The sequence below is a fragment of the Kitasatospora sp. NPDC001225 genome, assembly GCF_053597855.1.
This window is the reverse complement of sequence record NZ_JBSFJC010000031.1, coordinates 1-23650: the sequence shown is the minus strand read 5'-3', so window position 1 is coordinate 23650 and position 23650 is coordinate 1. Positions and strand designations below refer to the sequence as shown.

The 23650-nt window shown below is 75.6% G+C and carries 25 protein-coding genes; 11 read left to right on the top strand and 14 right to left on the bottom strand.

Annotation, left to right across the window (positions count from 1 at the left end; all coding sequences use genetic code 11):
• Window positions 1-70: 70 nt before the first annotated feature.
• Window positions 71-1060, top strand: a complete 990-nt coding sequence (locus tag ACWDCZ_RS13525) for an ABC transporter substrate-binding protein (protein WP_375876447.1) — start codon at window positions 71-73, stop codon at window positions 1058-1060.
• On the opposite strand, the gene ACWDCZ_RS13520 is transcribed toward ACWDCZ_RS13525, so the two are convergent.
• Entirely contained in the window at window positions 1021-1887 is an 867-nt protein-coding gene (locus ACWDCZ_RS13520) for an AraC family transcriptional regulator (RefSeq protein WP_449816011.1), read from the bottom strand. The two genes, ACWDCZ_RS13525 and ACWDCZ_RS13520, sit on opposite strands and share 40 nt — an antisense overlap.
• Before the next feature lie 65 nt (window positions 1888-1952).
• Here ACWDCZ_RS13520 and ACWDCZ_RS13515 point away from each other — a divergent pair, with 65 nt between their 5' ends.
• Window positions 1953-2540 carry a TIGR03086 family metal-binding protein gene (locus tag ACWDCZ_RS13515; RefSeq protein WP_449816010.1) on the top strand — a complete coding sequence of 196 codons (588 nt, stop codon included), beginning with the start codon at window positions 1953-1955 and terminating at the stop codon, window positions 2538-2540.
• A gap of 70 nt (window positions 2541-2610) precedes the next feature.
• Here the strand turns inward: ACWDCZ_RS13515 and ACWDCZ_RS13510 are convergent, their stop codons facing one another.
• Complete coding sequence (locus ACWDCZ_RS13510) at window positions 2611-3486, bottom strand: LysR family transcriptional regulator (protein ID WP_449816009.1); 876 nt, start codon at window positions 3484-3486, stop codon at window positions 2611-2613.
• A 107-nt stretch (window positions 3487-3593) separates the two neighbouring features.
• On the opposite strand from ACWDCZ_RS13510, the gene ACWDCZ_RS13505 reads away from it, so the two are divergent.
• The 3 genes from ACWDCZ_RS13505 to ACWDCZ_RS13495 all read left to right on the top strand — a co-directional run bounded on the left by ACWDCZ_RS13505 (window position 3594) and on the right by ACWDCZ_RS13495 (window position 5868).
• Window positions 3594-3956: a nuclear transport factor 2 family protein gene (locus ACWDCZ_RS13505; RefSeq protein ID WP_049657787.1), complete on the top strand. Its 363-nt coding sequence runs from the start codon at window positions 3594-3596 to the stop codon at window positions 3954-3956.
• Between the two features lie 149 nt (window positions 3957-4105).
• Entirely contained in the window at window positions 4106-4645 is a 540-nt protein-coding gene (locus tag ACWDCZ_RS13500) for a hypothetical protein (RefSeq protein WP_449816008.1), read from the top strand.
• Entirely contained in the window at window positions 4642-5868 is a 1227-nt protein-coding gene (locus ACWDCZ_RS13495) for a sensor histidine kinase (RefSeq protein WP_449816007.1), read from the top strand. Before ACWDCZ_RS13500 ends, ACWDCZ_RS13495 begins: the two co-directional genes overlap by 4 nt.
• Window positions 5869-5890: 22 nt before the next feature.
• Here ACWDCZ_RS13495 and ACWDCZ_RS13490 read toward each other — a convergent pair whose 3' ends face one another.
• The 3 genes from ACWDCZ_RS13490 to ACWDCZ_RS13480 all read right to left on the bottom strand — a co-directional run bounded on the left by ACWDCZ_RS13490 (window position 5891) and on the right by ACWDCZ_RS13480 (window position 8653).
• Window positions 5891-6691, bottom strand: coding sequence for a hypothetical protein (locus ACWDCZ_RS13490; protein ID WP_449816006.1), 801 nt, complete (start codon window positions 6689-6691; stop codon window positions 5891-5893).
• Between the two features lie 134 nt (window positions 6692-6825).
• Complete coding sequence (locus ACWDCZ_RS13485; RefSeq protein WP_079272734.1) at window positions 6826-7884, bottom strand: fatty acid desaturase family protein; 1059 nt, start codon at window positions 7882-7884, stop codon at window positions 6826-6828.
• Window positions 7885-8047: 163 nt separating this feature from the next.
• Complete coding sequence (locus tag ACWDCZ_RS13480; RefSeq protein ID WP_074005456.1) at window positions 8048-8653, bottom strand: TetR/AcrR family transcriptional regulator; 606 nt, start codon at window positions 8651-8653, stop codon at window positions 8048-8050.
• A gap of 68 nt (window positions 8654-8721) precedes the next feature.
• On the opposite strand from ACWDCZ_RS13480, the gene ACWDCZ_RS13475 reads away from it, so the two are divergent.
• The gene (locus ACWDCZ_RS13475; RefSeq protein WP_074005455.1) at window positions 8722-9594 is read left to right on the top strand and encodes an alpha/beta fold hydrolase; all 873 of its coding nucleotides are present in this window, start codon (window positions 8722-8724) and stop codon (window positions 9592-9594) included.
• Between the two features lie 8 nt (window positions 9595-9602).
• Here the strand turns inward: ACWDCZ_RS13475 and ACWDCZ_RS13470 are convergent, their stop codons facing one another.
• Entirely contained in the window at window positions 9603-10223 is a 621-nt protein-coding gene (locus ACWDCZ_RS13470; protein ID WP_387972748.1) for a TetR/AcrR family transcriptional regulator, read from the bottom strand.
• 97 nt (window positions 10224-10320) lie between these two features.
• Window positions 10321-11094, bottom strand: a complete 774-nt coding sequence (locus tag ACWDCZ_RS13465; protein WP_375876438.1) for an SDR family NAD(P)-dependent oxidoreductase — start codon at window positions 11092-11094, stop codon at window positions 10321-10323.
• Between the two features lie 134 nt (window positions 11095-11228).
• Between ACWDCZ_RS13465 and ACWDCZ_RS13460 the strand changes: the two genes are divergently transcribed.
• Window positions 11229-11867, top strand: coding sequence for an NAD(P)-dependent oxidoreductase (locus ACWDCZ_RS13460; RefSeq protein WP_449816005.1), 639 nt, complete (start codon window positions 11229-11231; stop codon window positions 11865-11867).
• Window positions 11868-11992: 125 nt separating this feature from the next.
• Here the strand turns inward: ACWDCZ_RS13460 and ACWDCZ_RS13455 are convergent, their stop codons facing one another.
• Entirely contained in the window at window positions 11993-12973 is a 981-nt protein-coding gene (locus ACWDCZ_RS13455; protein WP_449816003.1) for a hypothetical protein, read from the bottom strand.
• A 172-nt stretch (window positions 12974-13145) separates the two neighbouring features.
• On the opposite strand from ACWDCZ_RS13455, the gene ACWDCZ_RS13450 reads away from it, so the two are divergent.
• Window positions 13146-15647 carry a helicase-associated domain-containing protein gene (locus tag ACWDCZ_RS13450; protein ID WP_449816002.1) on the top strand — a complete coding sequence of 834 codons (2502 nt, stop codon included), beginning with the start codon at window positions 13146-13148 and terminating at the stop codon, window positions 15645-15647.
• Window positions 15648-15668: 21 nt separating this feature from the next.
• Here ACWDCZ_RS13450 and ACWDCZ_RS13445 read toward each other — a convergent pair whose 3' ends face one another.
• Window positions 15669-15923, bottom strand: coding sequence for a hypothetical protein (locus ACWDCZ_RS13445; RefSeq protein ID WP_049652328.1), 255 nt, complete (start codon window positions 15921-15923; stop codon window positions 15669-15671).
• Between the two features lie 124 nt (window positions 15924-16047).
• Here ACWDCZ_RS13445 and ACWDCZ_RS13440 point away from each other — a divergent pair, with 124 nt between their 5' ends.
• Window positions 16048-17685 (top strand): DNA repair helicase XPB, encoded by a 1638-nt coding sequence (locus tag ACWDCZ_RS13440; protein WP_049652330.1) that lies wholly within the window; start codon window positions 16048-16050, stop codon window positions 17683-17685.
• Between the two features lie 39 nt (window positions 17686-17724).
• Here the strand turns inward: ACWDCZ_RS13440 and ACWDCZ_RS13435 are convergent, their stop codons facing one another.
• Window positions 17725-17886, bottom strand: coding sequence for a hypothetical protein (locus ACWDCZ_RS13435; RefSeq protein ID WP_158077777.1), 162 nt, complete (start codon window positions 17884-17886; stop codon window positions 17725-17727).
• A 414-nt stretch (window positions 17887-18300) separates the two neighbouring features.
• Here ACWDCZ_RS13435 and ACWDCZ_RS13430 point away from each other — a divergent pair, with 414 nt between their 5' ends.
• Window positions 18301-20334, top strand: coding sequence for a HelD family protein (locus tag ACWDCZ_RS13430; protein WP_449816031.1), 2034 nt, complete (start codon window positions 18301-18303; stop codon window positions 20332-20334).
• Between the two features lie 65 nt (window positions 20335-20399).
• Here the strand turns inward: ACWDCZ_RS13430 and ACWDCZ_RS13425 are convergent, their stop codons facing one another.
• From ACWDCZ_RS13425 to ACWDCZ_RS13415, 3 genes are all read right to left on the bottom strand, one after another.
• A complete protein-coding gene (locus ACWDCZ_RS13425) occupies window positions 20400-21086 on the bottom strand; it encodes a copper homeostasis protein CutC (protein ID WP_049652332.1) in 687 nt (228 codons plus the stop codon).
• An 87-nt stretch (window positions 21087-21173) separates the two neighbouring features.
• Entirely contained in the window at window positions 21174-22148 is a 975-nt protein-coding gene (locus ACWDCZ_RS13420) for a hypothetical protein (RefSeq protein ID WP_449816001.1), read from the bottom strand.
• Window positions 22145-22528: a PadR family transcriptional regulator gene (locus ACWDCZ_RS13415; protein ID WP_049652335.1), complete on the bottom strand. Its 384-nt coding sequence runs from the start codon at window positions 22526-22528 to the stop codon at window positions 22145-22147. Before ACWDCZ_RS13415 ends, ACWDCZ_RS13420 begins: the two co-directional genes overlap by 4 nt.
• 78 nt (window positions 22529-22606) lie before the next feature.
• Between ACWDCZ_RS13415 and ACWDCZ_RS13410 the strand changes: the two genes are divergently transcribed.
• A complete protein-coding gene (locus ACWDCZ_RS13410; protein WP_449816000.1) occupies window positions 22607-23317 on the top strand; it encodes an HD domain-containing protein in 711 nt (236 codons plus the stop codon).
• Between the two features lie 6 nt (window positions 23318-23323).
• Here the strand turns inward: ACWDCZ_RS13410 and ACWDCZ_RS13405 are convergent, their stop codons facing one another.
• Entirely contained in the window at window positions 23324-23497 is a 174-nt protein-coding gene (locus ACWDCZ_RS13405; protein WP_449815999.1) for a hypothetical protein, read from the bottom strand.
• Window positions 23498-23650: the final 153 nt, after the last annotated feature.

The following is a 23650-nucleotide window of genomic DNA, read 5'->3' as shown; positions in this document are numbered from 1 at the left end:
GGCACTTTAAGTGCCATTTCGGACATAATCGACGGCGCCCCGACCCCACCGCGCCGCCAGAGGACCGCCGATGCCCCGGATCTCCCGCCGCACCCTCCTCACCGGCCTCGGCGCGGGCGCGCTCGCGGCGGCCACCGGCTGCACCGCCGCCCGGCGGCCGGCCCCGGCGACCGCGGACGGCCCCGCCGGCGGCGCCTCGCCGTCCCCGACCCCGGTGCCGCCGGTGACGGTGAACGCCGCCACCGGCCCCGTCGTGGTGCCGGGCGCGCCGATGCGGGTGGTCGTGCTGGACACCGACGTGCTCGACTCCGCGCTGACCCTCGGCATCACCCCGGTCGGCGCCGCGCTCCCGGCCCGCGACACCCGCTACCCCGAGTACTGGCCGACCTCCCGGACGGCCGGGATCCGGCTGGTCGGCCCGGCCGGCTCGCCCGACCTGCCGACCGTACGGGCGCTGCGGCCGGACCTGATCCTCTCCAACCAGACCCGCGACGGCGACCGCTACGAGCAGCTCCGCGAGATCGCCCCGACCGTGCTCACCCAGACCGCCGGGGCGCCGTGGAAGGCCGACTTCCAGCTGCACGCCCAGGCGCTCAACCGGGAGGCGGCCGCGGCGGCCTTCGCCGGCGCGTACCAGAAGCACGCCGGGCAGGTGGCCCAGGCGCTGGCGGCGGCCAAGCTGTCCGGGCGCAAGGTGAGCCTGGTGCGGTTCGTGGAGGGCGGCGGCATCCGGCTGTTCGGCCGGCAGAGCTTCCCCGGCACGGTGCTCGCCGACGCCCAGGTCGGCCGGCCGGACGCGCAGAACGTCGACCAGTCCGACACCGAGATCCCGCCGGACCAGCTCGCCAAGGCCGACGGCGACCTGCTGCTCTACGCGACGTACGGCGATCCGGAGCTGTCCGGGGCCAACGCCGCCCTGGCGAGCCCGGGTTGGCAGGCGCTGGGGGCGGTCAAGGGGCACCGGGCGTTCCCGGTCGACGACCAGCTGTGGTTCCAGGGGATCGGGTACACCGGGGCCAACTACGTCCTGGACGAGCTGCAGCGCTTCCTCGGAGCCTGACCCGCCCCCGCGTAGCGGGCCGGGGGGACGCCGACGGCGGCGGCGAAGTCCCGGGTGAGGTGCGCCTGGTCCGCGTACCCCAGCTCGGCGGCGAGCGCGGCCAGGTCCAACCCGCCGTCCGTCCCGGCGCGTTCGGCGGCCTCGTGGAGGCGGGCCCGGCGCAGCACCCACTTCGGGGAGGCGCCGACGTACTCGGCGAACAGGCGCTGGAGGCGGCGGACCGTCAGGCCCAGCTCGGCGGCCAGCGCGTCCACCCGGCACAGGTCCGGCCTGCCGGTGATCCGGTCCACCATCGCGGCGACCTCGGCGGCGACCGGGTCGGGCTCGGGCAGCCGGGGGCGGAGGAAGGCGTCGGCGAGGGCCGCGGGGTCACCGGACGCCCCGAGGACCTCCGCGTTGAACCGGTCGGCCCCGGGCCCGAAGTACTCGGCGGCGGGCACCGACCGGTCGGCCAGCCCGCTCACCGGGTGCCCGGCGAGGGCCCGGAAGGCGCCGGCCCGGAACCGCGCGCCCAGCACGTGCCCCGCGCCCTCCAGGCGGCGGACGAAGAGCGAGCGGTCCACCCCGTACACGCGCGCCCGCGGGGCCTCGAAGACCAGGTGGACGTTGGGGTGGGCGAGCACCTTCTGCTCGTACGGCGGCAGGCCGCGCAGGTCCCAGCGGACCAGCCAGTAGTACTCGAGGAACCGCGCCACGGCCGGGTCGGGGACGAGCCGGTCCACGGTGATCAGCTCCGCCGCCCGGGCGGGGTGGAGCACGCCGCGGCCGAGGCCGGGAGCGTCCGGGGGTTCCAAGGGGTCCAGGGGGTCCAGCGGGTCCGTGCCCATACCGCCAGGCTAGCCGTCGCGTTTCTTCAAGACCGGCCGGTACGGCCCCGCGCAGAATCGGCGCCATGACCGCCCACCCGTTGCACCCGCTCCTGGCCCGCGCCGCCTCCGCCGCCGCCGCTGTCGCCACCGCCGTCCCGGCCGACCAGCCCCTGGACTCGCCGACGCCCTGCACGGAGTTCGACACCCGTGCGCTGATCAACCACTGGGTGCTCTACACCTCGCACGGCCTGGAGCACCGGGCCCGGCGGGTCGAACTGCCCGAGGAGCTCGGCGCGCGGGACTTCACCGCCGACGCCGACTGGCGCTCCGGCTACGCGGCCCAGCTGGAGCGCGCGGTCGCGGCCTGGGCGGACCCGGCCGCCTGGGAGGGGGACGTCGACCTCGGCGGCGCTCCGGTACCGGCGGTCGGGATCGCCCGGATGCTGGTCCTGGAGCTGCTGCTGCACGGCTGGGACGTGGCCCGGGCGACCGGCGGGCGCATCGGGGTGGACGAGGAACTCGCCCTGCTGGCCGGGGAGATCGTGGCGGAGAACGCCGAGCTGTACCGCCGGTACGCGGGCTTCGCCGAGTCGGTGGCGCTGCCGGAGGACGCCTCCGCGTGGGACCGCGCGCTGGCCGCCTCGGGGCGCGATCCGCACTGGAAGGCCTGAGCTCCGGTCGACGGGCCCGCCGGCCCGCCCGCGCCGGTACGGGGGGACGGCGCGGCGCGGCGGGCGGCGCTCAGGCCGGGCGCATCGCCGCGGCGAGCTTCGCGCGCAACAGCCGTACCGCCGGGGACTGCTGGTCGCGGCGGACGACCAGCCCGAGCCGGGCGCAGGTGGCGGCGTCGGCCAGCGGGACGGCCCGCAGCCCGGCGCCCGTGGCGGAGGAGGCGCTGAGGACGGCCACGCCCGCACCGCGCTCGGCGAGCCGGAGCAGGGCGGCCGGGGAGCTGGCCTCGATGTCGACCCGCGGATCGAGGCCGAGCCGGCGGCAGGAGTCCTGGTAGGCGGCGCGCAGGCCGGTGCCCGGGGGGAGGCAGAGGACCTTCTCGCCGCGCAGGTCGGCGAGGCGGAGCCGCGCCCGGTCGAGGGCGTGCCCGGCGGGGACGACGGCGGCGATCGGCTCGTCGACGACGACGGTGTCCTCCAGCCCCGGGGCGGCCTCGCCGGTGTAGCCGATCAGGGCCAGGTCGAGGGAGCCGGCCAGGACCTGCGCCTGGAGGTCCTCGGAGTGCCCCTCGTGCAGGCTGAGTTCGATGCCGGGGTGGCTGCGGCCGAGGTCGGCGACGGTGTCCAGGAAGGGCGGGATCGAGCAGCCCATGATCATGCCGAGCCGGACCCGGCCGCGGACGGCGTCGGCGAACTCGGCGGCGGTGTGCTGGATGGCGTCGAGGGTGGCCAGGGCGTTCCTCGCCAGCGGGAGGACCGCCTCGCCGACCGGGGTGAGGCGCACCTGCCGGCCGGTCCGGTCGAGCAGCTGCTGGCCCAGTTCGCGCTCCAGCTTGGCCACTTGGGTGCTGACGCCGGACTGGCTCACGTGCAGCCGGGCGGCCGCGGCGGTGAAGGTGCCCTCGTCGACCACGGCGGCGAAGTAGCGCAGCTGGTGCATCTCCATGGGCGACGACGATAGGCGACCGGACCCCTGCGGCATAACCAGAAGAGATGGACTCCATCCGATCCATCTGTTGGACGGATGGGTTGGATGCTCGGGAGGATGGTGGCATGACGACGACGAAGACCGCGCGTGAGCTTGCCGAGACCTACTTCACCGCCTGGGAGGCGGGCGACTTCGAGACCGTCCGGGGCCTGCTGGCCGACGACGTCGACTTCGTCGGCGCGCTGGGGACGGCCTCCGGGGTGGAGGAGGCGCTGGCCGGGCTGAAGGGGCTCGGACAGGTGCTGGAGAAGATCGACGTGAAGGTCCGGGTGGCCGAGGGCGACGAGGTGATCACCTGGTTCGAGCTGCGCACCAGCATCGCCCCGCCGGCGCCGACGGCGAACTGGATGCACGTCGAGGACGGGCGGATCACCCGGATCCGGGTGACCTTCGACCCGCGCGGGCTGCTGGCCGGTTTCGGCGGCTGAGGGGCCTCGCGGCCGCCCGCGGGACGCGTGCGGGGGCCGCGACCGACCCCGCTCGGTCACTCACCCGAGCAGTCATCCCCCGCAGGCGACGCGGGACGGGGCGCGCTACCACTGGGTGAAAGCCCCCACTCCCCTCCGGGAGCCCCACCATGAGCGAATCGACGATCCCCGCGCCCACCGTCGGTGCCACCGTGCACCACGTCGAGTCGGACGGGAAGGCTGGTCCGGCCCTCGCCCACGGCATCCTCATCGGCCCCCGCACTCTCCTGGTGCCCGATCCGCCGCGCACGGTCGGCGACCCGTGGCAGAGCCTCGCCGTCCGCATCACCGTCGCCCCCGACCCGGGCGACGGCGCCGAGGCCCTGCGCGTGGCCGGCATCAGCCTGGCCGCCTTCGCCACCGACGACGTCCGCGGCGCGGCGGCCTTTCTGACCCTGCTCACGCCGTCACGGCACGCGCCCGCCCCCGGGGAGGTCACCCGGGACCGGCTCAACGACACCCTGCGGCAGTACCACGGCGACCTGTGGGCCGCCCACGCCGCCCTCGGCTATCCGGTCCGTCCACCGGAGCGCGCCACCCCGCCGGAACCGTGGTGGTCCGACATCCCGGTGGAGGGGTTCCGGGAGTTCGACGACAACTGGTGCTGCCTCGGCTCGAACACCTCGTGCTGCCGGGAACTCCGGTTGTGACGGAGGTCGCGACAGACGGCGTCCGCCGCCGGGGGTCACCGACCGCCACGGCGGCGGACGCCGCGCTGGCACTGGCGGTCACCGTCCCCGACGTCTTCTTCTACGCGGCCCCGCTCGCGACCGGGACGAACGTCCGCGACCAGCTGCTGCTGGCCGCGTTCGCCGTCCCGGAGGCCGTCGCGCTGACCTTCCGCCGACGGTGGCCGGAGGCGGTGTTCGCCGTCGTCTGGGCCGCCGCCGTGGGCGCGGCCCTGCTCTCCCTGAACAGCGGCTTCGCCTTCACCCCCTTCTTCGGCGTACTGCTCGCGCTGTATACGACGGCCCGGCTGAGCGGCCGGCCCGCCTCCGTCGCCGCCCTCGTGCTGACGGCCCTGCCGATCGCCCTGGCCATCTGGTACCCGGTCGCCGACGGGGCGGTGCCTCCCTCCCGTCGGACGTCGTACCTCGTCAGCGGCATCGCCTACTTCCTGCCGATCACCGCCGTCGCCTGGGGCGCCGGCCGCCGGGTCCGGGCCGCCGCCCTCGCCGCCGAGCGCGACCAGCGCGAACTCGCGCGCGCCCGCCAGGCCGTCCTCGGCGAACGCGTCCAGATCGCCCGGGAGTTGCACGACATCGTGGCCAACGCGGTGGCCGTCATCGTCATGCAGGCCGACACCGCCCGCTGCACCGCGCCCGCCGACGCCGACCGGCTGGCCGGCACCCTCCGCGACATCGAGGAACTGGGCCGCAACGCGATGGCCGAACTGCGCCGCATGCTCCGGCTGTTGCGCACCGCCGACGTCCCCATGACGGACAGGGCCGGGCGCCACGGGCTCGCCGACCTGGGCCCGCTGCTGGAGGACGCCCGACGCGCCGGGGTCCTGATCGACCTGGAGGTGCGCGGCACCCCGGCCCACCTCGACGACAGCGTCGACCTGACGGCCTACCGGCTGGTCCAGGAGGCCGTCACCAACATCATCAAGCACTCCGGCGCCGGCAGCCACGCCTCGGTGCGGATCAGCTGGTCCGAGGTGCTGACCCTCGACGTGGTCGACGACGGCGCGGGCCGCCGCCCCGAGGCCCGCCGGGGACTGTCCACCGGGCACGGCCTGCTCGGACTCGCCGAGCGGATCGCGCTGTTCGGCGGCGAGCTGACCGCCTCGCCCTACCGCACGGGCTTCCGGGTCACCGCCACCCTGCCGCTCTCCCCGCCGCTCTCCCCGCCGCCCGGCACGGCGGGCTGACCGGCCACGGCGGCTCCCGGCCTCACGGCGCCTCCTGCTGCTCCGCGTACCTGGTCGTGAAGCCCAGGACCGCCACGTACCGGCCCTCGGCCGGCCCGGTGACCTCGCTCGGCCGCACCGGCTGCCAGGCCAGGTACTCGGACCGCTGCCCCTCGTCGTTCCGGTAGCGCCGGCCGCCGTACTTCTCGTACCAGTAGTCCTCGCCGGAGGTCAGGAGTTCGGGGCCCGGCGGCCGGGAGACGCTCACGACCAGCTCCGTCCGCACCGCCTCGTCCGTCGCCGGCCTGAACTCCACCGACGGGGCGATCGGCCGGGCCGCCGCCTCCGCCACCTCCTCCGGGGTCGGGTCGGCGGGCGGCTGGTGGGCGTACTCGTCGGCCGCGACCAGGCCGCTCCACCGCTGCGAGCTCCGCCAGCCCTCGGCGTCCAGGTACCGGTCCAGTTCGGCCAGCCGGGAGCGGACGTCGCCGCCGTCGAAGGCCAGGTACACGTTCACGGTCCGCTCGCAGGCCACCGGCAGCCACAGCCCCCGGAGGAACAGGCCGCCGCGGTAGTCGGTGCGGCACACGTCGACCGTCGACCGCCCCAACCCCTGGGCCCACGGCAGCAGTTCGGGCAGCCGGTCGATCCGGTCGGCCATCCGCCGCTCGGCCGCCAGGCGGGCCTCCTCGGTCTCCGGCGCCCGCGCCACCCCCGGGACGTCCGGCGGGGCCGGAATGGCCGTGTCGCGGTAGAACCGCCACCCGGCCCAGCCGCCGAACACGACCGCCACTCCCAGGAGCGCGATCAGCGCCCACCTCAGCCAGAACCGAACCACACCCACCCCCGGTCTCCACCCACCCCGCTCGGGCATCGTACGGGCGCGAACGCGTCGGCGGACGGGCGATGCCGCCGAAGGGCCGTCCCGGCGACGGATCCCGGCGCCAGGGCGTGACGGTCACCCGCCGGATGTGACGGTCACCCGCCGGAGCGGATCGGCTCGCCCGTCCGGTGCAGGTGGGTGAAGATCTCCCGGTAGGAGCGGAACAGGCCCGTCTCGTAGTACGCGACGCCCTTCTCGGCGCAGAACTCCCGGGTGATCCGGGCAGCCCGCCCGAGCGCCGGAGTCGGCATGCTGGGGAACAGGTGGTGCTCCACCTGGTAGTTGAGGCCGCCCATCACCGCGTCGATGAGCAGCCCGCCGCGGACGTTGCGCGAGGTGAGCACCTGGCGGCGCAGGAAGTCGAGCTTCATCTCCGGGGTCACCATCAGCATGCCCTTGTGGTTCGGGGCGAAGACGCTGCCCAGGTAGACGCCGAACAGCGCCTGGTGCACGGCGATGAAGGCGACGGCCTTGCCGGCCGGGAGCGCGGCGAACACCAGGCCGAAGTAGGCGAGGAAGTGGACCACCAGCAGCACGCCCTCCAGCACCGGGCGCTTCACCACGGGCCCGCGCAGCGCGCGGAAGCTGTTGAAGCTGAGGTTGAGGCCCTCCAGCAGGAGCAGCGGCACGAACAGGTACGCCTGCCGGCGGCCGATGAACCGGGCGACGCCGCTCGCCTTCCGGGCCTGCCGCTGGGACCACACCAGGAGTTCGGGGGCGACGTCCGGGTCCCGCTCCTCGTGGTTCGGGTTGGCGTGGTGGCGGGTGTGCTTGTTCATCCACCAGCCGTAGCTCATGCCCATCAGCAGGTTGGCGGCGATCCGGCCGCCGATCTCGCTCGGCACCCGCCGGTCGAAGACCTGACGGTGCGCCAGGTCGTGGGAGAGCAGGCCGATCTGGGCGAAGACGACGGACATCGCCGCCGCCAGGCCGAGCTGCCACCAGGTGTCGCCCAGCGCGAACAGGGCGTACCAGCCGCCGAGGAAGGCGGCGAACACCAGGGCCATGCGGGCGGCGTAGTAGCCGGGGCGCCGGTCGAGCAGGCCCTCGTCGACTATTCGGCGGGTCAACTGGGCGAAGTCGCTGCCGCCGCTCCCGGACCGGGAGGAGGGGGCTTCGGGCGCTTCGGTCGTCATCACGGGCTGCGCGGACATACCCCGGAGTCTGTCAGTGACAGGCCCTCCAGCGGAACGGGGAAAGCACCCGCCCCGTACGGGTGTTAGCCCCCTTGCCGCGAGGGGTGCCCGCCTGCCGCGCCGATCGGCGGGCCGGACCGTCGGACCGGCGGGCCGTCGCGACGGTCGACGGCACCGGCCGTCAGCCCGCTTCCGGCCGCCCGAACAGCTCGTCCAGGTGGTACGCGAGGACCGCGAGCGCCTGCTCACCGGTGCGCTGGCCGCCCAGCACGCTGGAGCCGAGCCCGTTGACCATCGCCAGCAGCCCGGCCGCGACCGCCTCGACGTCCCGCTCCGGCCCGATCCCCCCGGCCTGCTGCGCCGCCCGGAGCTGCTTGGCGAGGAAGCCCTCCAGGACGACCGGCGGCTGCGCGGCCTGCTTCGCCAGCACCTCGGGGTCGCCGAGCACCAGCGCGTAGTACGCCGCGTACGTCCTGGTGATCCGGCGGCTCTCGGCGTCCGTCGGCAGGATGCAGGACAGGATCGCCGTCACCACCTCCCGGGGGGCCCGGGCCTGGCCGATCCACCGTTCCATCCGGGCCTGGAGCTGGGTGCCGAGCCTGGCCAGGGCGTCCAGCAGCAGGCCCTCCTTGGTCGTGAAGTAGTACTGGACGAGCCGCAGCGAGACCCCGGCCTCCGTGGCGACGGCCCGCATGCTGGCGGACTGCAGGCCCTGGGTGTCGGCGATGCGCAGCAGGGCCTCGGCGATCTGCCGGCGGCGTTCCTCGTGGTCGACCTTCGCGGTCATTCCGGCCTCCGTCTGTTCGTCCCGCTTCACTTGGTACACCCGTATCATGCATGTGATACACATGTACCATGCGAATCAGCGAGTTCAAGAACGGCAAGGCCGAAGCCCGCTTCCGCGCCGCCTACGAGCGCGCGCTGACCGAACTCCGGCCGGGGCCCTGGACACCGCTCGACGTCCCCACCGGCTACGGCACCACCCGGGTGTACCGCACCGGCCGCGCCGAGGGGCGGCCGATCGTGCTGCTGCCCGGCTCCGGCGGCAACGCGCTGATGTGGCACGCCCACCTCGACGCCCTCGCCGCACAGCACCCCGTGATCGCCGTGGACACCGTCGGCGAACCGGGCGCCAGCGTGCAGAGCGCCCCCGTCACCGACGGCCGCGACGCCGCCGCCTGGCTGGAAGAGCTGCTCACCGCCCTCGACCTGCCCTCCGCCCACCTGGTCGGCTGCTCCTACGGCGGCTGGATCGCCCTCAACCACCAGATCCACCACCCCGGACGGACCGCCGCCCTCACCCTGGTCGAAACGGCGGGCCTCGCCGACCTGGACCGCCGCTTCTACACCTGGCTCGTCCTCGGCGGCCTCGCCGCGACGGCCCCGCGCCCGCTGCGCCCCCGGCTGGCCCGGCTGGTCGGCAACAGCGCCGTCCTGGAGACCGAACTGATGGCGCTGGTCCGCGCCTCGATGGGCTTCCGCCGCCGCCTGCCCCCGGCCGCCACCCTCACCGACCGGGAACTCGGCCGGCTCACCGCCCCCGCCCTCTTCCTCCTCGGCGAACGCAGCGCCCTGCACGACGCCCGGGCCGTCGCCGACCGCCTGCACCGGCTGGTGCCCACCGCCCGGGTCGAGATCGTCCCCGGCGCCGGCCACGCACTGCCCACCGACGACCCGGCGGCCGTCACCGCCGGCATCCTCGGCACGGCCGCGCGGCAGGCCGGCTGACCCGGGGCCTACGACCCGTCGACCGGCCCGCCGAGGGCGGCGCGGACCAGGCGGGTGACCGCCGGGGTGGCCACAGCCAGGTCGGCCCCGCCGCCCACGGCTCCCGCCGCCTCCGCCTCCGCCGCCAGCGCGTCATAGGTCTCGAAGGCGGTGAGCACGAACAGCAGGCGCCCCGCGTCCGCCGGGGCGTCGGGCAACCGGCCGGCCAGCACCGCGGCGCCCTCCCGGCGGCGGGCGTCGCGGTCGGCGATGACCCGGCCGACCTCCTCGTCGAGCGCGGCGAGGGCGCGCAGGCGGCGGGTGCAGACCCGGTCGACCGCCCAGAAGCCGCCCATCACCTCGACGAAGCGGTCCACCGCCGCCCAGGGGTCGGCCTGGGTGAAGGCCTCGGCGAGCCGGGCCATGCCGCCCTGCTCGGCGAGGGCGTCGCAGACCGCCTCCAGCAGGCCCGCCTTGGAGCCGAACTGGTAGTAGACGGTCGCCCGGGCGACGTCCGCGCGGCGGGCGACCGCGTCCAGCGAGACCCCGCCGGTCTCGGCCAGGTGCGCGCGGGCGGCCGCGACGATCCGGGCGCGGGTCTCGTCGACCTCCGCCTGCCGCTGTCCCATCCGGTAGGACCGGGGGCTCATCCCGCTCGCCTCCACTCGTTCCGTGTGAACTGGCAGTATCGCCGATCGGTTCACCCGGGCGGGGAAGGCCAGGCGCCCGGCGGAGCGGGCCCGGCGCTCAAAGCATGACCCGCCCGCCGCTGACGTCCAGGGTCTGCCCGGTGATCCAGGAGGACGCGTCGGAGGCCAGGAAGAGCGTGGCCGAGGCGACGTCCGCCGGCTCGCCGAGGCGGCCCAGCGGGTGCGCGGCGGCGACCGCGGCCTGCACCTCGGGCGGCATCTGCGCGGCGGTCCGCTCGGTGCGGACGGCGCCCGGCGCGATGGCGTTGACCCGCACGCCCTCACCGGCGACCTCCAGCGCGAGGTGCCGGGTGAACATCAGCACCCCCGCCTTGGCCGTGGCGTACGCCGCGGAGGCGCCGCCGGCCAGCCGGCCGGCCGTGGACGCCATGGTGACGATCGAACCGCCGCGGCGGGCCAGCAGGCCGGGCAGGAAGGCCTGGACGGTGAGGAAGGTGGCGGTGAGGTTGCCGTCGAGCACGGCCCGCCAGTGCTCCTCGGTCTCGCGGACGGTCGGTACCGGGTAGCCTCCGCCGCCGGCGAAGGCGGCCAGGGTGTCGACGGGGCCGAGGTCCCGCTCGATCCGGGCGGCGGCGGAGCCGAGTGCCGCCGCGTCCGTGCAGTCGGCGACCAGTCCGAGCGCCCGGACCCCCTCCGCCCGCAGGCCCTCCGCCACCTCCGCCAGCGCCTGCGCGTCGCGCCCGAGGACGGCGACGGCCGCGCCCTGCCGGGCGAAGGCGCGGGCGGTCTCCGCGCCGATGCCGCGGCTGCCGCCGGCGACCACGACCACCCGGCCGTCCAGGTCGGGGTACCGATCCTGCCGAACTCCCATGTTCCATCGCTCCTTCGGGTTCGCACGCGCGGTGCGCCGTGGTTCACTTGATTTCATTCATACAGTCCGTCTGAATGAATGACAAGGCGCCATCCGAGACCGAACCATCCCGAACCATCCCGAGGAGGGAACCGATGAGGATCGCAGTCGTGGGTGCCACCGGACGCACCGGCCGTCTGGTGGTCGACCTCGCACTGGCCGCCGGACACACCGTCACCGCCGTCGCCCGCGACCCCGCCCGGCTACCGGAGTACGCGCACGGCACCCCGCTCACCGCCCGGGCCGACGTCGGCCGGCCGGGCTCCCTGCGGGGGCCGCTGAGCGACCAGGACGCCGTCGTCGCCACCCTCGGCACCACCGGCCGCCGGACCGCCACCACCGTCTTCTCCGACGGCGCCCGGGAGTTGACCTCGGCACTGCGGGACGGCGGCGCCCGGCACCTGGTCACGATGAGCTCGGCGGGGCTGGACACCAGCCGGCTCCCGCGCGCCCAACGGGTGGTGGCCAGGCTGGTGGTCGACCGGCTGTACCGGGAGGTCCACCACGACCTGGCCCGGATGGAGGCGGTGCTCGCCGGCTCCGACACCGCCTGGACGGTCGTCCGCGTGCCGATGCTCAAGGACGGCCCGCCGTCCCCGGGCCCGCAGGTCTCGTACGACCGACCGCTCCCCCGGGCCGGCACCGCCACCCGCGCCACCGTCGCCCACTGGATCGTCGACCACCTCGGCGACCCGACGACCTTCCGCCGACTCGTCCACCTCGCCGACGACTGACGCCCCGCCCGCGCCCGGCGCCACCGTCACACAACGGCGGCGCCCACGCCGTCGTGGACGGCTCCGGCTGCTTCGTCCGCCAGTAGCCCTGCCCGGCGGGGGCCGGACCGGACCGGCCCCCGCGCTCAGCCCTGCTGCTGCGGCGGGCGGCGGCGCAGGGCGAGCAGCAGCAGGACCACCGCCGACAGCACGGCGGACAGCCGCAGCACGTTCGGGGCGGACGACCAGCTGATCGCGCCCAGCGGCGAGCCCGACTGGAGGCCGCCGCCCTGTCCGCCGGCCTGCTTGGCCTGCTGCATGGAGTAGAAGGTGGACACGCTCATCGTGACCAGCGGGATGCCGAGGATCACGAACTTCCGCATCAGGTCGGAGATCTGGCGGGACAGGTAGCCGAGGCCCCAGCCGGCCAGCATGGCCGGGAGGAAGCCGGAAACCGCTCCGCCGACCAGCAGGGCGCAGGAGAGCAGGATCAGCGGGGAGGGCTTGCGGGCGGGCGCCTCCTTCTCCGCCTCCTGGCCCTTCCCCTTGGCCTTCCCCTTCCCTCTCGCCTTGGCCTTGCCCCCGGCCTTCCCGGCCGGGGCCTCGGGCGGCGCGGGAGGGGCGGCGGGGGCCGGCCTGAGCCAGCCCCTGCGCGGCTTCTTCGTCAGGTCCGCGGCGGGCGCCGCCGCCGTCTCCGCCGCCTCCGCCGCCGCCTGCTCGGCGGCCTCCTCGGCGGTGCGCTGCCCGGGGATCGGCTTCGGCGCGGGCCGCGGCCCGTCCGAGAAGTCGAAGAGCGTCATCGTCCACGGGCCGGTGCTCGACACCGTCGTCGGCGGGGGCCCGTCCGGCCGGTCCCCGGCGACGGTCTCCGGCAGGTGCAGCGGCACGGACGGGATGCCGCCCGCGCTCGGCGCCGGCGGGTCGTACACGCTGTCGGGGTCGAAGTCCGGAGCGGGAACGGGGGCGGACGGAGCCTCCGGAGCGCCGCCGTACGCGGCCTCACCCGAACCGGCACCCGAGCCCGAACCCGAGCCGGTGTCCGAAGCGGCGTCCGGGCCCGCGTCCGGGCCGCCGACCGAACGCTCGCTCCACGGCCCGCTCTTGCGCCACCACTCGCCGTCCGTCATCACCGACCACCCCGCCTCGCCCGTACCCGGCCGCCCACCGAACCGCCCTCGGCGTGACGCTACCCACCCCGCCCCCGCCCGCGCGAGTCCGTCCGCCGGTACGGCGGAGCGCCGGAGGTGCGCCCGGACGACGGACACCCCGTCGTCCCCGCGCCCGACTAACCTAGGTCGAATGACCACACAGCAGGGCCCTCAACGCCGGGGCAGGTCCGCCACCGGCCCGCGCACCCTCGCCGAGGAGTTGCGCGCCCGTCCCGACGACGCGCTCGCCGCCCTGCTCCGCTCCCGCCCCGACCTGCTGAACCCCGTCCCCGGCGACCTCACCCAGCTGTCCGCCCGGCTCTCCTCGCGCGCCTCCGCGCTGCGCGCCCTGGAGCGGCTCGACCGCTTCACCCTCCAGGTCGCCGAGGCCCTGGCCACCGCCCCGGACGGCACCTCGCTGAGCACCGTCCGCACCCTGCTGACCGGCCCGGCGAAGGTCAAGCCGCACCCCGGCGCCACCCCGCTCACCCCCGCCGACCGGTCCGCCGTCGCCACCGCCCTGCCGCGCGCGATCGCCACCCTGCGCGACCGGGCGCTGCTCTGGGGCCCGGACAACGGGCTGCGGCTGGTCCTCGCCGTCCGCGAGGCGCTCGCCCCGACCGCCGTCAACCCGGGCCGCACCGGCCTCGGCCCCACCCTCGCCGACGCCACCGTCGGCATGTCCCCGGCCCGGCTGCAGCAGCTGCTCGCCTCGGCCGGGGAGCCCGGCACCCCGGACCCGGTCAGCGCCGTCGCCTCGCTCACCACGCTGCTCACCGACCGCGCCCGCTGCGCCGCACTGCTCGACACCGCGCCCGAGGCCGCGCTGCGGCTGCTGGAGCGGCTGGTCTGGGGCCCGCCCACCGGCACCGTCCCGGACGCCACCCGCCCGGTCACCGCCGAGGACGCGCAGAGCCCCGTCGAGTGGCTGCTCGCCCGCGGCCTGCTGCTGCCCAGCAGCCCCGGCAGCGTCGTGCTGCCCCGCGAACTGGCCCTGCACCTGCGCGGCGGCCGCACCCACCGCACCGTCGAGCCGGTCCAGCCCGAGCCCGCGCCCGCCGCCGCCCCGCGCGACCCGCAGGCCGTGGACGCCGCCGCGGCCGGCCAGGCGCACACCGCCGTCAAGACCGTCGAGGAGCTGCTGGACGGCTGGGGCCTCACCCCACCGCTGACCCTGCGCGCCGGCGGCCTCGGCGTCCGCGACCTCAAGCGCACCGCCCAGGCCCTGGAGAACACCGAGCAGCAGACCGCCTTCTGGCTCGAACTCGCCTACACCGCAGGCCTGCTGGCCCCCGACGGCGAGGTGGACGAACGCTGGGCCCCCACCCCGGGGTACGACGCCTGGCTGCACCTGGACACCGCCGAGCGCTGGTCCGTCCTGGCCGGCGCCTGGCTCGCCGCCACCCGCGTCCCCGCCCTCACCGGCACCCCGGACGGCCGGGGCAAGCCGCGCGCCGCCCTCGGCCCCGAACTCGACCGCACCCTCGCCCCGTCCGTCCGCCGCGCCACCCTCGCCCTGCTCGCCGAACTGCCGCCCGGCACCCCGGCCACCGCCGAGGAGCTGCTCCCCGCCCTGCGCTGGCAGCGCCCGCTGCGCGGCGGCCCCGTCGGCCCGGACGGCCGCGACCTGCGCGACGAACTCACCGCCTGGACCCTCGACGAGGCCGAACTCCTCGGCATCACCGGCCGCGGCGCCCTGGCCGCCCCCGCCCGCGCCCTGCTCACCGCCGAGTCCGACCCGGCCGAGGTGCTCGCCCCGCTGCTCCCGCAGCCGCTGGACCACGTGATCCTCCAGCCGGACCTCACCGCGATCGCCCCCGGCCCGCTGCTCACCCCGCTCGCCCAGGCCCTCGCCCTGTGCGCCGACATCGAGTCCAAGGGCGGCGCCACCGTCTACCGCTTCACCCCGGCCTCGGTGCGCCGCGCCCTCGACGCCGGCCGCACCGCCACCGACCTGCGGGCCTTCCTGGAGCAGCACAGCCGTACGCCCGTCCCGCAGCCGCTCGCGTACCTGGTCGACGACGTCGCCCGCCGACACGGCGTCCTGCGGGTCGGCGCCGCCTCCTCCTACCTGCGCTGCGACGACCCGTCGCTGCTCGGCGAGGTCCTCGCCGACCGGCGCTCCGCCGACCTGCGGCTGCGGCTGCTCGCCCCCACCGTCCTCGCCTCCCAGGCCGCCCCGGACGTCCTGCTCGCCGCCCTGCGCACCATGGGCTACGCCCCGGCCGCCGAGTCCGCCGAGGGAGACGTGCTGATCACCCGCCCGGACAGCCGCCGCACCCCGCCCCGGACGGCCCCCGTGCCCGTCCCCGACGGACCGCCCGCCCCCGACGACACCCTGCTCGCGGCCGCCATCAAGGCCATCCGGGCCGGCGACCGCGCCGCCACCGCCACCCGCCGCGACCCCGCCCCCGACCCGCGCCGGCTCCCCCGCACCGCCGCCGCCGAGACCCTGGCCGCCCTCCAGACGGCCGTCCTGCTCGGCGAGCGCATGTGGATCGGCTACCTCAACGCCGAGGGCATCGCCAGCCAGCGCATCATCGACCCGGTCAAGGTCGAAGGCGGCTTCGTCACCGCCTTCGACCACCACGCCGACGAACTCCGCACCTTCGCCCTGCACCGCATCACCGGCGTCGCGGAACTCGACGAGTGACCCCGGGGAGGCCGGGGGCCTTCAGTGCCCCTGCTGCGCCTCCTTCATCTTGTCCTGGACGGCCTTGTCCGCCAGGCTGCCGATCTGCCCCTGCCCGACCGGCATCGACCCCCCGGTGACGGTGTCCGCCAGCAGGAACCCGGGCGCCGCGAGCAGGCCGCCGGGCCCCTCGCCGATGCCCGCGAGGGCGTGGGCCGAGCCGGCCGAGGAGGCGGTGGCCGCGAAGGCCGAGCCCATCAGGGCGAGGGCGGTGAGAACACGCTTCGACTTCTTCATGACCAGCTCAACGAGCGAGTACGGACGGTGGTCACTCCGGGCGGCTCCCGCGCACCGCCCGCGATGCGCGACACTGGAGGGTCTGCGTCAATCCACCCTGTCAGCCAGTGGAGGGCTTCCCCGCGTGAACGACGGACCGCTCATCGTCCAGAGCGACAAAACTCTTCTCCTGGAGATCGACCACCCCAGGGCCTCCGACTGCCGTCGCGCCATCGCGCCGTTCGCCGAGCTGGAGCGAGCGCCCGAGCACGTGCACACGTACCGGGTGACGCCGCTCGGGCTGTGGAACGCGCGGGCGGCCGGGCACGACGCCGAGCAGGTGGTGGACGCCCTGGTGACGTACTCGCGCTACCCGGTGCCGCACGCGCTGCTGGTGGACGTGGCGGACACCATGGGCCGGTACGGGCGGCTCCAGCTGCTCAAGCACCCGACCCACGGGCTGGTGCTCACCACCACCGACCGGCCGGTGCTGGAGGAGGTGCTGCGCTCCAAGAAGGTCGTCCCGCTGGTCGGCGCCCGGGTCGACCCGGACACCGTGGTGGTGCACCCCTCCGAGCGCGGGCAGATCAAGCAGGTGCTGCTCAAACTCGGCTGGCCCGCCGAGGACTTCGCCGGGTACGTGGACGGCGAGGCGCACCCGATCGACCTGGACGAGGACGGCTGGCAGCTGCGCCCGTACCAGGCGCAGGCCGTCGAGGGCTTCTGGCACGGCGGCTCGGGCGTGGTCGTGCTGCCCTGCGGCGCCGGCAAGACGCTGGTCGGCGCGGCCGCGATGGCGCACGCCAAGTCGACCACGCTGATCCTGGTCACCAACACCGTCTCGGCCCGCCAGTGGAAGCACGAGCTGGTCAAGCGCACCTCGCTCACCGAGGACGAGATCGGCGAGTACAGCGGGACGAAGAAGGAGATCCGCCCGGTCACCATCGCCACCTACCAGGTGATGACGACCAAGCGGAAGGGCGTCTACGCCCACCTGGAGCTGTTCGACGCCCGCAACTGGGGCCTGGTGGTCTACGACGAGGTGCACCTGCTGCCCGCGCCGGTGTTCAAGTTCACCGCCGACCTCCAGGCCCGCCGCCGGCTCGGCCTGACCGCGACGCTGGTGCGCGAGGACGGCCGCGAGGGCGACGTGTTCAGCCTGATCGGCCCCAAGCGCTTCGACGCGCCGTGGAAGGAGATCGAGGCGCAGGGCTACATCGCGCCCGCCGACTGCTGCGAGGTGCGGGTCACCCTGACCGACTCCGAGCGGCTCGCCTACGCGACCGCCGAGCCGGAGGAGCGCTACCGCTACTGCGCCACCACGGCGACCAAGCGGCGGGTGGTGGAGGCGCTGGTCAGGAAGCACGAGAAGGACCAGACGCTGATCATCGGCCAGTACATCGACCAGCTGGACGAGCTCGGCGAGGCCCTGGACGCCCCGGTGATCAAGGGCGAGACCAGCAACGCCCAGCGCGAGAAGCTCTTCGAGGCCTTCCGGAACAAGGAGATCGGCGTCCTGGTGGTCTCCAAGGTCGCGAACTTCTCGATCGACCTGCCCGAGGCCACCGTGGCCATCCAGGTCTCCGGGACCTTCGGCTCCCGCCAGGAGGAGGCCCAGCGCCTCGGCCGGGTGCTGCGCCCCAAGGCGGACGGCCACTCGGCCCACTTCTACTCGGTGGTCGCCCGGGACACCGTGGACCAGGACTTCGCCGCCCACCGGCAGCGCTTCCTGGCCGAGCAGGGCTACGCGTACCGGATCATGGACGCGGACGACGTGCTGTGACGCACGGGCGGTAGGCCGTCCCGGGAACGGACACGGCCTTCAGTACCGGACACCGTCGCGCCCGAGGAAGATCACGCGCGCGGCGGTGTCCAGGGCGATGCCGACGTTGCGGACGGCGGTGCTCAGCGGGTTGCGGTGGCGCCCGGAGACGGCGGTGGCGCCGGACGGGCCGGGTCGGGGGGTTCGGTTCGTGGTGCTCATGTCTTCAACGGTAGGCACCCGACCGGCGGTCGGCATCACTCCAAAGGCCGTATCCGCAGGTGCGCGGCTCGTCCGCCGGGTGTACGGCGGCCCCCGAGGCCGGGGTAGGGCGAACCCCGAGGCCGGTACGGCCGGAACCCCGGGACCCGCGCGGCTGGCCCCCAGGGGCGGACGGGTCTAAGATCGTCCGTCTGCCCCCTCCCGAACCGTGGTACCTGCTGAAGTCCCGCAGGCAGCCGGGGGAGGTACCGACCGTTCGGCAACCGGTCGGCCGTACCCACCGTGAGCTCCTACGATCCGCTGCGCCCGCCACCGGGGCAGCCGGGAAGGTTCGCTGTGCCCGCCACCTCCACCACCGACCCCCTCCAGCGCGAACGCGACCACCTGGCCGCCTCCCGGGCCGCGCTGCGCGCGATGCGCGAGGACGTCGAGTCGCTCGACATCCGCGACGTGACCGGCACCTGGGTCACCGCCCTCGTGCTCCAGAACCAGATCGAGGCCAGGATCGCCGCCCTGGCCGACCTCTCACACACCCCGCTGTTCTTCGGCCGCCTCGACTACCTGCACGCGATCAGCGAGGAGCTGAGCGAGGGCAGCGGCGGCGAGAGCTTCTACATCGGCCGCCGGCACGTCCACGACGCCGACGGCGACCCGATGGTGATCGACTGGCGCGCGCCGGTCTCCCAGCCGTTCTACCGGGCCAGCCGCACCGACCCGATGGACGTCGACCGCCGCCGCCGCTTCGGCTACACCGGCGGCGAGCTGACCGCCTACGAGGACGAGCACCTCAGCGACCCGGCCGAGACCGATTCCGCCTCCGCGCTGCTGGCCGCCGAGATCGAGAAGCCCCGCGTCGGCCCGATGCGCGACATCGTCGCCACCATCCAGCCCGAGCAGGACGAGATCGTCCGCTCGGACATCACGGGCACCATCTGCGTCCAGGGGGCGCCCGGCACCGGGAAGACCGCCGTCGGCCTGCACCGCGTCGCGTACCTGCTGTACGCGCACCGCGAGCGCCTGGCCCGGACCGGCACCCTGGTGATCGGGCCGAACAACGCCTTCCTCTCCTACATCGAGCAGGTGCTCCCGGCCCTCGGCGAGCTGGAGGTCGCCCAGGCCACCGTGCAGCAGCTGGTCGGGCACGTCGAGGTGAGGGGCGAGGACGACCCGGAGGCGGCCCGGCTGAAGGGCGACGCCCGGATGGCCGAGGTGCTGCGCCGGGCGGTGCGGTCGGGCATCGCGCTGCCCACCGAGCCCTGCGTGGTGGTCCGCGGCTCCCGCCGCTGGCGCGTACCGGTGTACGAACTGGTCGAGATCATCGAGGAGTTGAAGGGCCGCGAGACCCGCTACGGCGCGGCCAGGGACGCCCTGCCGCAGCGCATCGCGCACGCCGTGCTGCTGAAGATGGAGCAGGGCGGCGAGGCCCCGGACGACCGGGTGCAGGACGCGGTGGCCCGCAACAGCGCCGTCAAGGCGGTGGTCAAGGAGTGCTGGCCGGCCGTCGACCCGGCGAAGCTGGTCCTGCGGCTGCTCTCCGAGCCGGAGTTCCTGGCCGCCTGCGCCGAGGGCGTGCTGACACCCGAGGAGCAGCGGGCGGTGCTGTGGCCCAAGCCCGGCCGCTCGGTGAAGACCGCCCGCTGGACGGCGGCCGACGCCGTCCTGGTCGACGAGGCCACCGACCTGGTGCAGCGCACCCCCTCGCTCGGGCACGTGGTGCTGGACGAGGCCCAGGACCTCTCCCCGATGCAGTACCGCGCGGTCGGCCGCCGCTGCACCACCGGCTCGGCGACCGTCCTCGGCGACCTCGCGCAGGGCACCACCCCGTGGGCGACGGCGAGTTGGCCGGAGGCGCTGCGCCACCTGGGCAAGCCGCAGGCGCACATCGAGGAGCTGACCAAGGGCTTCCGGGTGCCGGAGGAGGTCATCGCGTACGCCTCCCGGCTGCTCCCGGCGATCGCCCCCGGCCTGGCCCCGGCCTCCTCGGTCCGTGAGGCGCCCGGTTCGCTGACGATCCACCGGATCGCGGACGGCGCCGCGGAGGGCGACACGGACGCGGACACGGACACGGACGGCGGCACGACCGGCGACGCGGCCGGCACGGAGGCGGTCCTGGCCGCCTGCCGGGAGGCGCTGGAGCACGAGGGCTCGACCGGCCTGATCGCCGCCGACGCCCGCGTCCCGCGGCTCGCCGAGGCGCTGACCGCGGCCGGCCTGCCGTACCTCTCCCCGGGCGACGAGACCAGCGCGGAGGCCCGGCTCACCCTCGTCCCGGCCTCGTTGGCCAAGGGTCTGGAGTACGACTACGTGGTGCTGGACGAGCCGGCCGCGGTGGTCGCCGGGGAGCCGGACGAGCGGACCGGCCTGCGGCGGCTGTACGTGGCGCTGACCCGTGCGGTCTCCGGGCTGACGGTGCTGCACCGCGAGCCGCTGCCGGAGCAGCTGCGGTAGTGCGCGGAAGGGCCGGTCCGCGGACCGGCCCTTCCGTACGAACGCCCGCACCGGCGCACCCGCGCTCAGGCGTCGATCAGCGCCCGCCACTCGGCGACCTTGGCCGCGTCCACCGGCGTGCGCCAGCCGTCGACCCGCACCGCGCCGCCGACATGGAAGGCGTCGAAGCCCTCCGCCCGCAGCTCCTTCAGGTGCTCGGCCCGCAGGCCGCCGCCGATCAGGATCCGCTGCCGGTACCCGGGCTCGCCGGCCCGGGCCAGCTCGGCCGACAGCACCTCGCGCCCGGCGTCCACCCCGGCGGCCGCGCCGGAGGTGAGGAAGGTGTCCAGGCCGGGCAGCCCGCCGACGGCGGCCCGCAGGGCGGCCCGGTCGGCGCTGTGGTCGATCGCCCGGTGGAAGGTCCAGCGGCAGCCGGCGATCGCCTCGGCGACGGCCGTGGTGGCGGCCAGGTCGACGGCGCCGTCGGCGTCGAGGAAGCCGAGCACGAACTCCTCGGCCCCCTCGGCCCGCAGCGCGGCGGCCCGGGCGCACAGCCCGTCCACGTCGCCGGGGGCGAAGCCGTCCCGGATCCGCAGCATGACCCGCAGCGGGATGCCGACGGCGGCCCGGATCCGGCCGAAGTCCTCGACGGACGGGGTGAGCCCGTCGGCGGCCATGTCGGTGACCAGTTCGAGCCGGTCGGCGCCGCCCGACTCGGCGGCCTGGGCGTCCTGGGGCGTCAGCGCGATGACTTCGAAAATTGGTCTAGACATATTCGACAGCCTGCCACATCGGACCGCCCCCGGAAACTCCCAGGGGGCCGTTCCGGTCACGCCGGAACGGCCCCCCGAACCCCCCGGTCACGCCGGACCGTGGACCGCCCCGATCGCACCGGACGCCCCGACCGCCTCCGACCGGCCGAACCGGTGCACCGCCACCGCCACCAGCACCAGCGCGGCCACCGACGGCCCCACCGCCGGCAGCAGCTGCGAGACCCCGCCGGACCCGCGCCAGATGTTGAACAGGCAGCCCGGCCCGGCCAGCACCAGCGCCGCCACCCCCGCCGCCGTCGGCGCCACCCGCCCGCGCAGCCCGGCGAAGGTCAGCAGCAGCGGGACGACCAGCATCACCACGAACCACGCCAGGTCCAGTGGGAAGGTGGTGTCGTCCCAGCTCTGGGCCGCCTCCAGCAGCCCGCCCACGGTCCCCGACGCCAGCACCAGGCCGGCCGCGCGCAGGCCCGGCCGGGGCAGCAGGTCCGTCGGCGCCGCCGCCAGCAGCAGCGCGGCCAGCACCAGCGGCAGCGTGGCCATCGCGATGTAGCCGCTCCACCACAGGTCGAAGGAGGAGGACCAGACGGCGTCCGCCAGGTTGTAGAGCCCCACCGCCCCCAGGACCAGCGCGCTGCCCCGCACCGCCGTCCACCGCCCCAGCAGCCCCGCCACCAGGAGCAGCACGGCGGCCACCGGCGGGCAGAACGACGAGAAGTAGGCGCCGTACGAGTCGTCCCAGGAGAGCAGGTTGGCGATCCGGTGCGCGGTGGTCAGCCAGGCCACCAGCGTGGCGCCGGCCACCGCCCCGGCGAGCATCGGCGCGACCACCGCCAGCAGCCGCCCGGCCGCCGTGGCGCCGGTCAGCCCGAGCCGCACCCGCAGCCCGTACACCGCCAGGCCGAGGACCTCCCGGGCGACCGCGAGCCGGCCGCCCGCCGCCGTCGTGTCGGCGAACACCTCGGCCAGTTCCTCGCCGCGCTCGCGGCGGTACGGCTCCGGGTAGAGCTGGAGCGCGGCCCGCAGCACCGCGGAGGGCCCCGCGCCGATCACCGGTGTGGTCATGAGAGGCCTCCCCCCGTCGCGGGCCGCCCCTGCGACCCGGTCTTGCCCGGCAGCATCGACCGGATCCTGGTCAGCCGGCGCTCGGCCTCGGTGGCGACCGCCCGCAGCCGCTCCGCCTCGGCGGCCAGAGCCTCCCGGCCGGCGGCGGTCAGCGCGTAGCTGCGCCGGGCCCGGCCGTCCACCACCTCCTCGGCGGCGACCTCGATCAGGCCCTGGCCCAGCAGCCGGTCGAGCGCCCCGTAGAGCGTGCCGGTGCGCATCTTGACCCGGCCGTCGGAGATCGCGGCGATCTCCTGGATGAGCGCGTAGCCGTGCCGCGGGGCGTCGGCCAGCGCGGTGAGCAGCAGCAGCGTGGGCTCCTGCATGGAGCGTTCTGTCATACGACTACATATATCGTCAACCTACCTATAGGTCCAGCGCCCACTCCCCCGGGTCCGGCACCCAGCCGGGCCGCCACAATGGTCGCCATGCCGACCACCGAGGACGCCCCGCCCGCCGAGGAACCGCTCACCGACGCGCCCGCCGAGGGCCCGCTCGCCGACCCGCCCACCGACGACCTGCTCGCCGCCTGGACCGCCCTGCTGCACCGCTGCGGGGCCGCCGTCGACCCCGAGCCGTACGGCCGGGAGCTGCTGCGCCGCTGGTCGGAACCGCAGCGCCGCTACCACACCGCCGCACACCTGCGCGCGGTGCTGGGCCTGGTCGACGAGCTGGCCGGGCACGCCGCCGACCCGGAGGCCGTCCGCCTCGCGGCCTGGTTCCACGACGCCGTCTACCGCCCCGACCGCACCGAGAACGAGGAGCGCAGCGCCGCCCTGGCCGTCCGCGCGCTGACCGCCGCCGGGCTGCCCGCCGAGCGGGTCGCCGAGGTCGAGCGCCTCGTGCTGCTCACCGTCGGCCACGACCCCGCCCCCGGCGACCGCGACGGCGAGGTGCTCTGCGACGCGGACCTCGCCGTCCTCGGCGGCTCCCCCGAGGCGTACGCGGCGTACGCGGCCGCGGTCCGCGAGGAGTACGGTTTCGTCCCCGCGCCGGACTTCGCGGCCGGCCGGGCCGCCGTCCTGCGCCACCTGCTCGCCCTGCCGGACCTCTACCGCACCCCGGCCGCCCGCGAGCGCTTCACCGCGGCCGCCCGCGCCAACCTGACCGCGGAGCTCGGCACCCTCTGAGGCCCGTCAGCCCCACCGCCCGCGCACCCGGTCCGCGACGGCCACTCCCCCTGTCACGGCCAGGACCCGCCCGGCCACGGCCCACCACGCGTCGTGGCCGGCCCCCGCCGCCTCCAGCACGGCCCACCACAGCCCGAGCCCGCAGCACCCGCCCGCCACACCCCACACCCAGCGCCCCATGCGCGCACCGTACCCACCCGCGCACCACCCCCGGAAGGCACCCCCGGCCCCGAGCCGGGCTAGGGCCTGTCTTCAAACTCCCGTCGTCCGCCCGGAGGGCGGGCGGGGCGGCGTTGGGGTGCGTGCATCGCAAGGCGGAGGAGGGAGCCACTG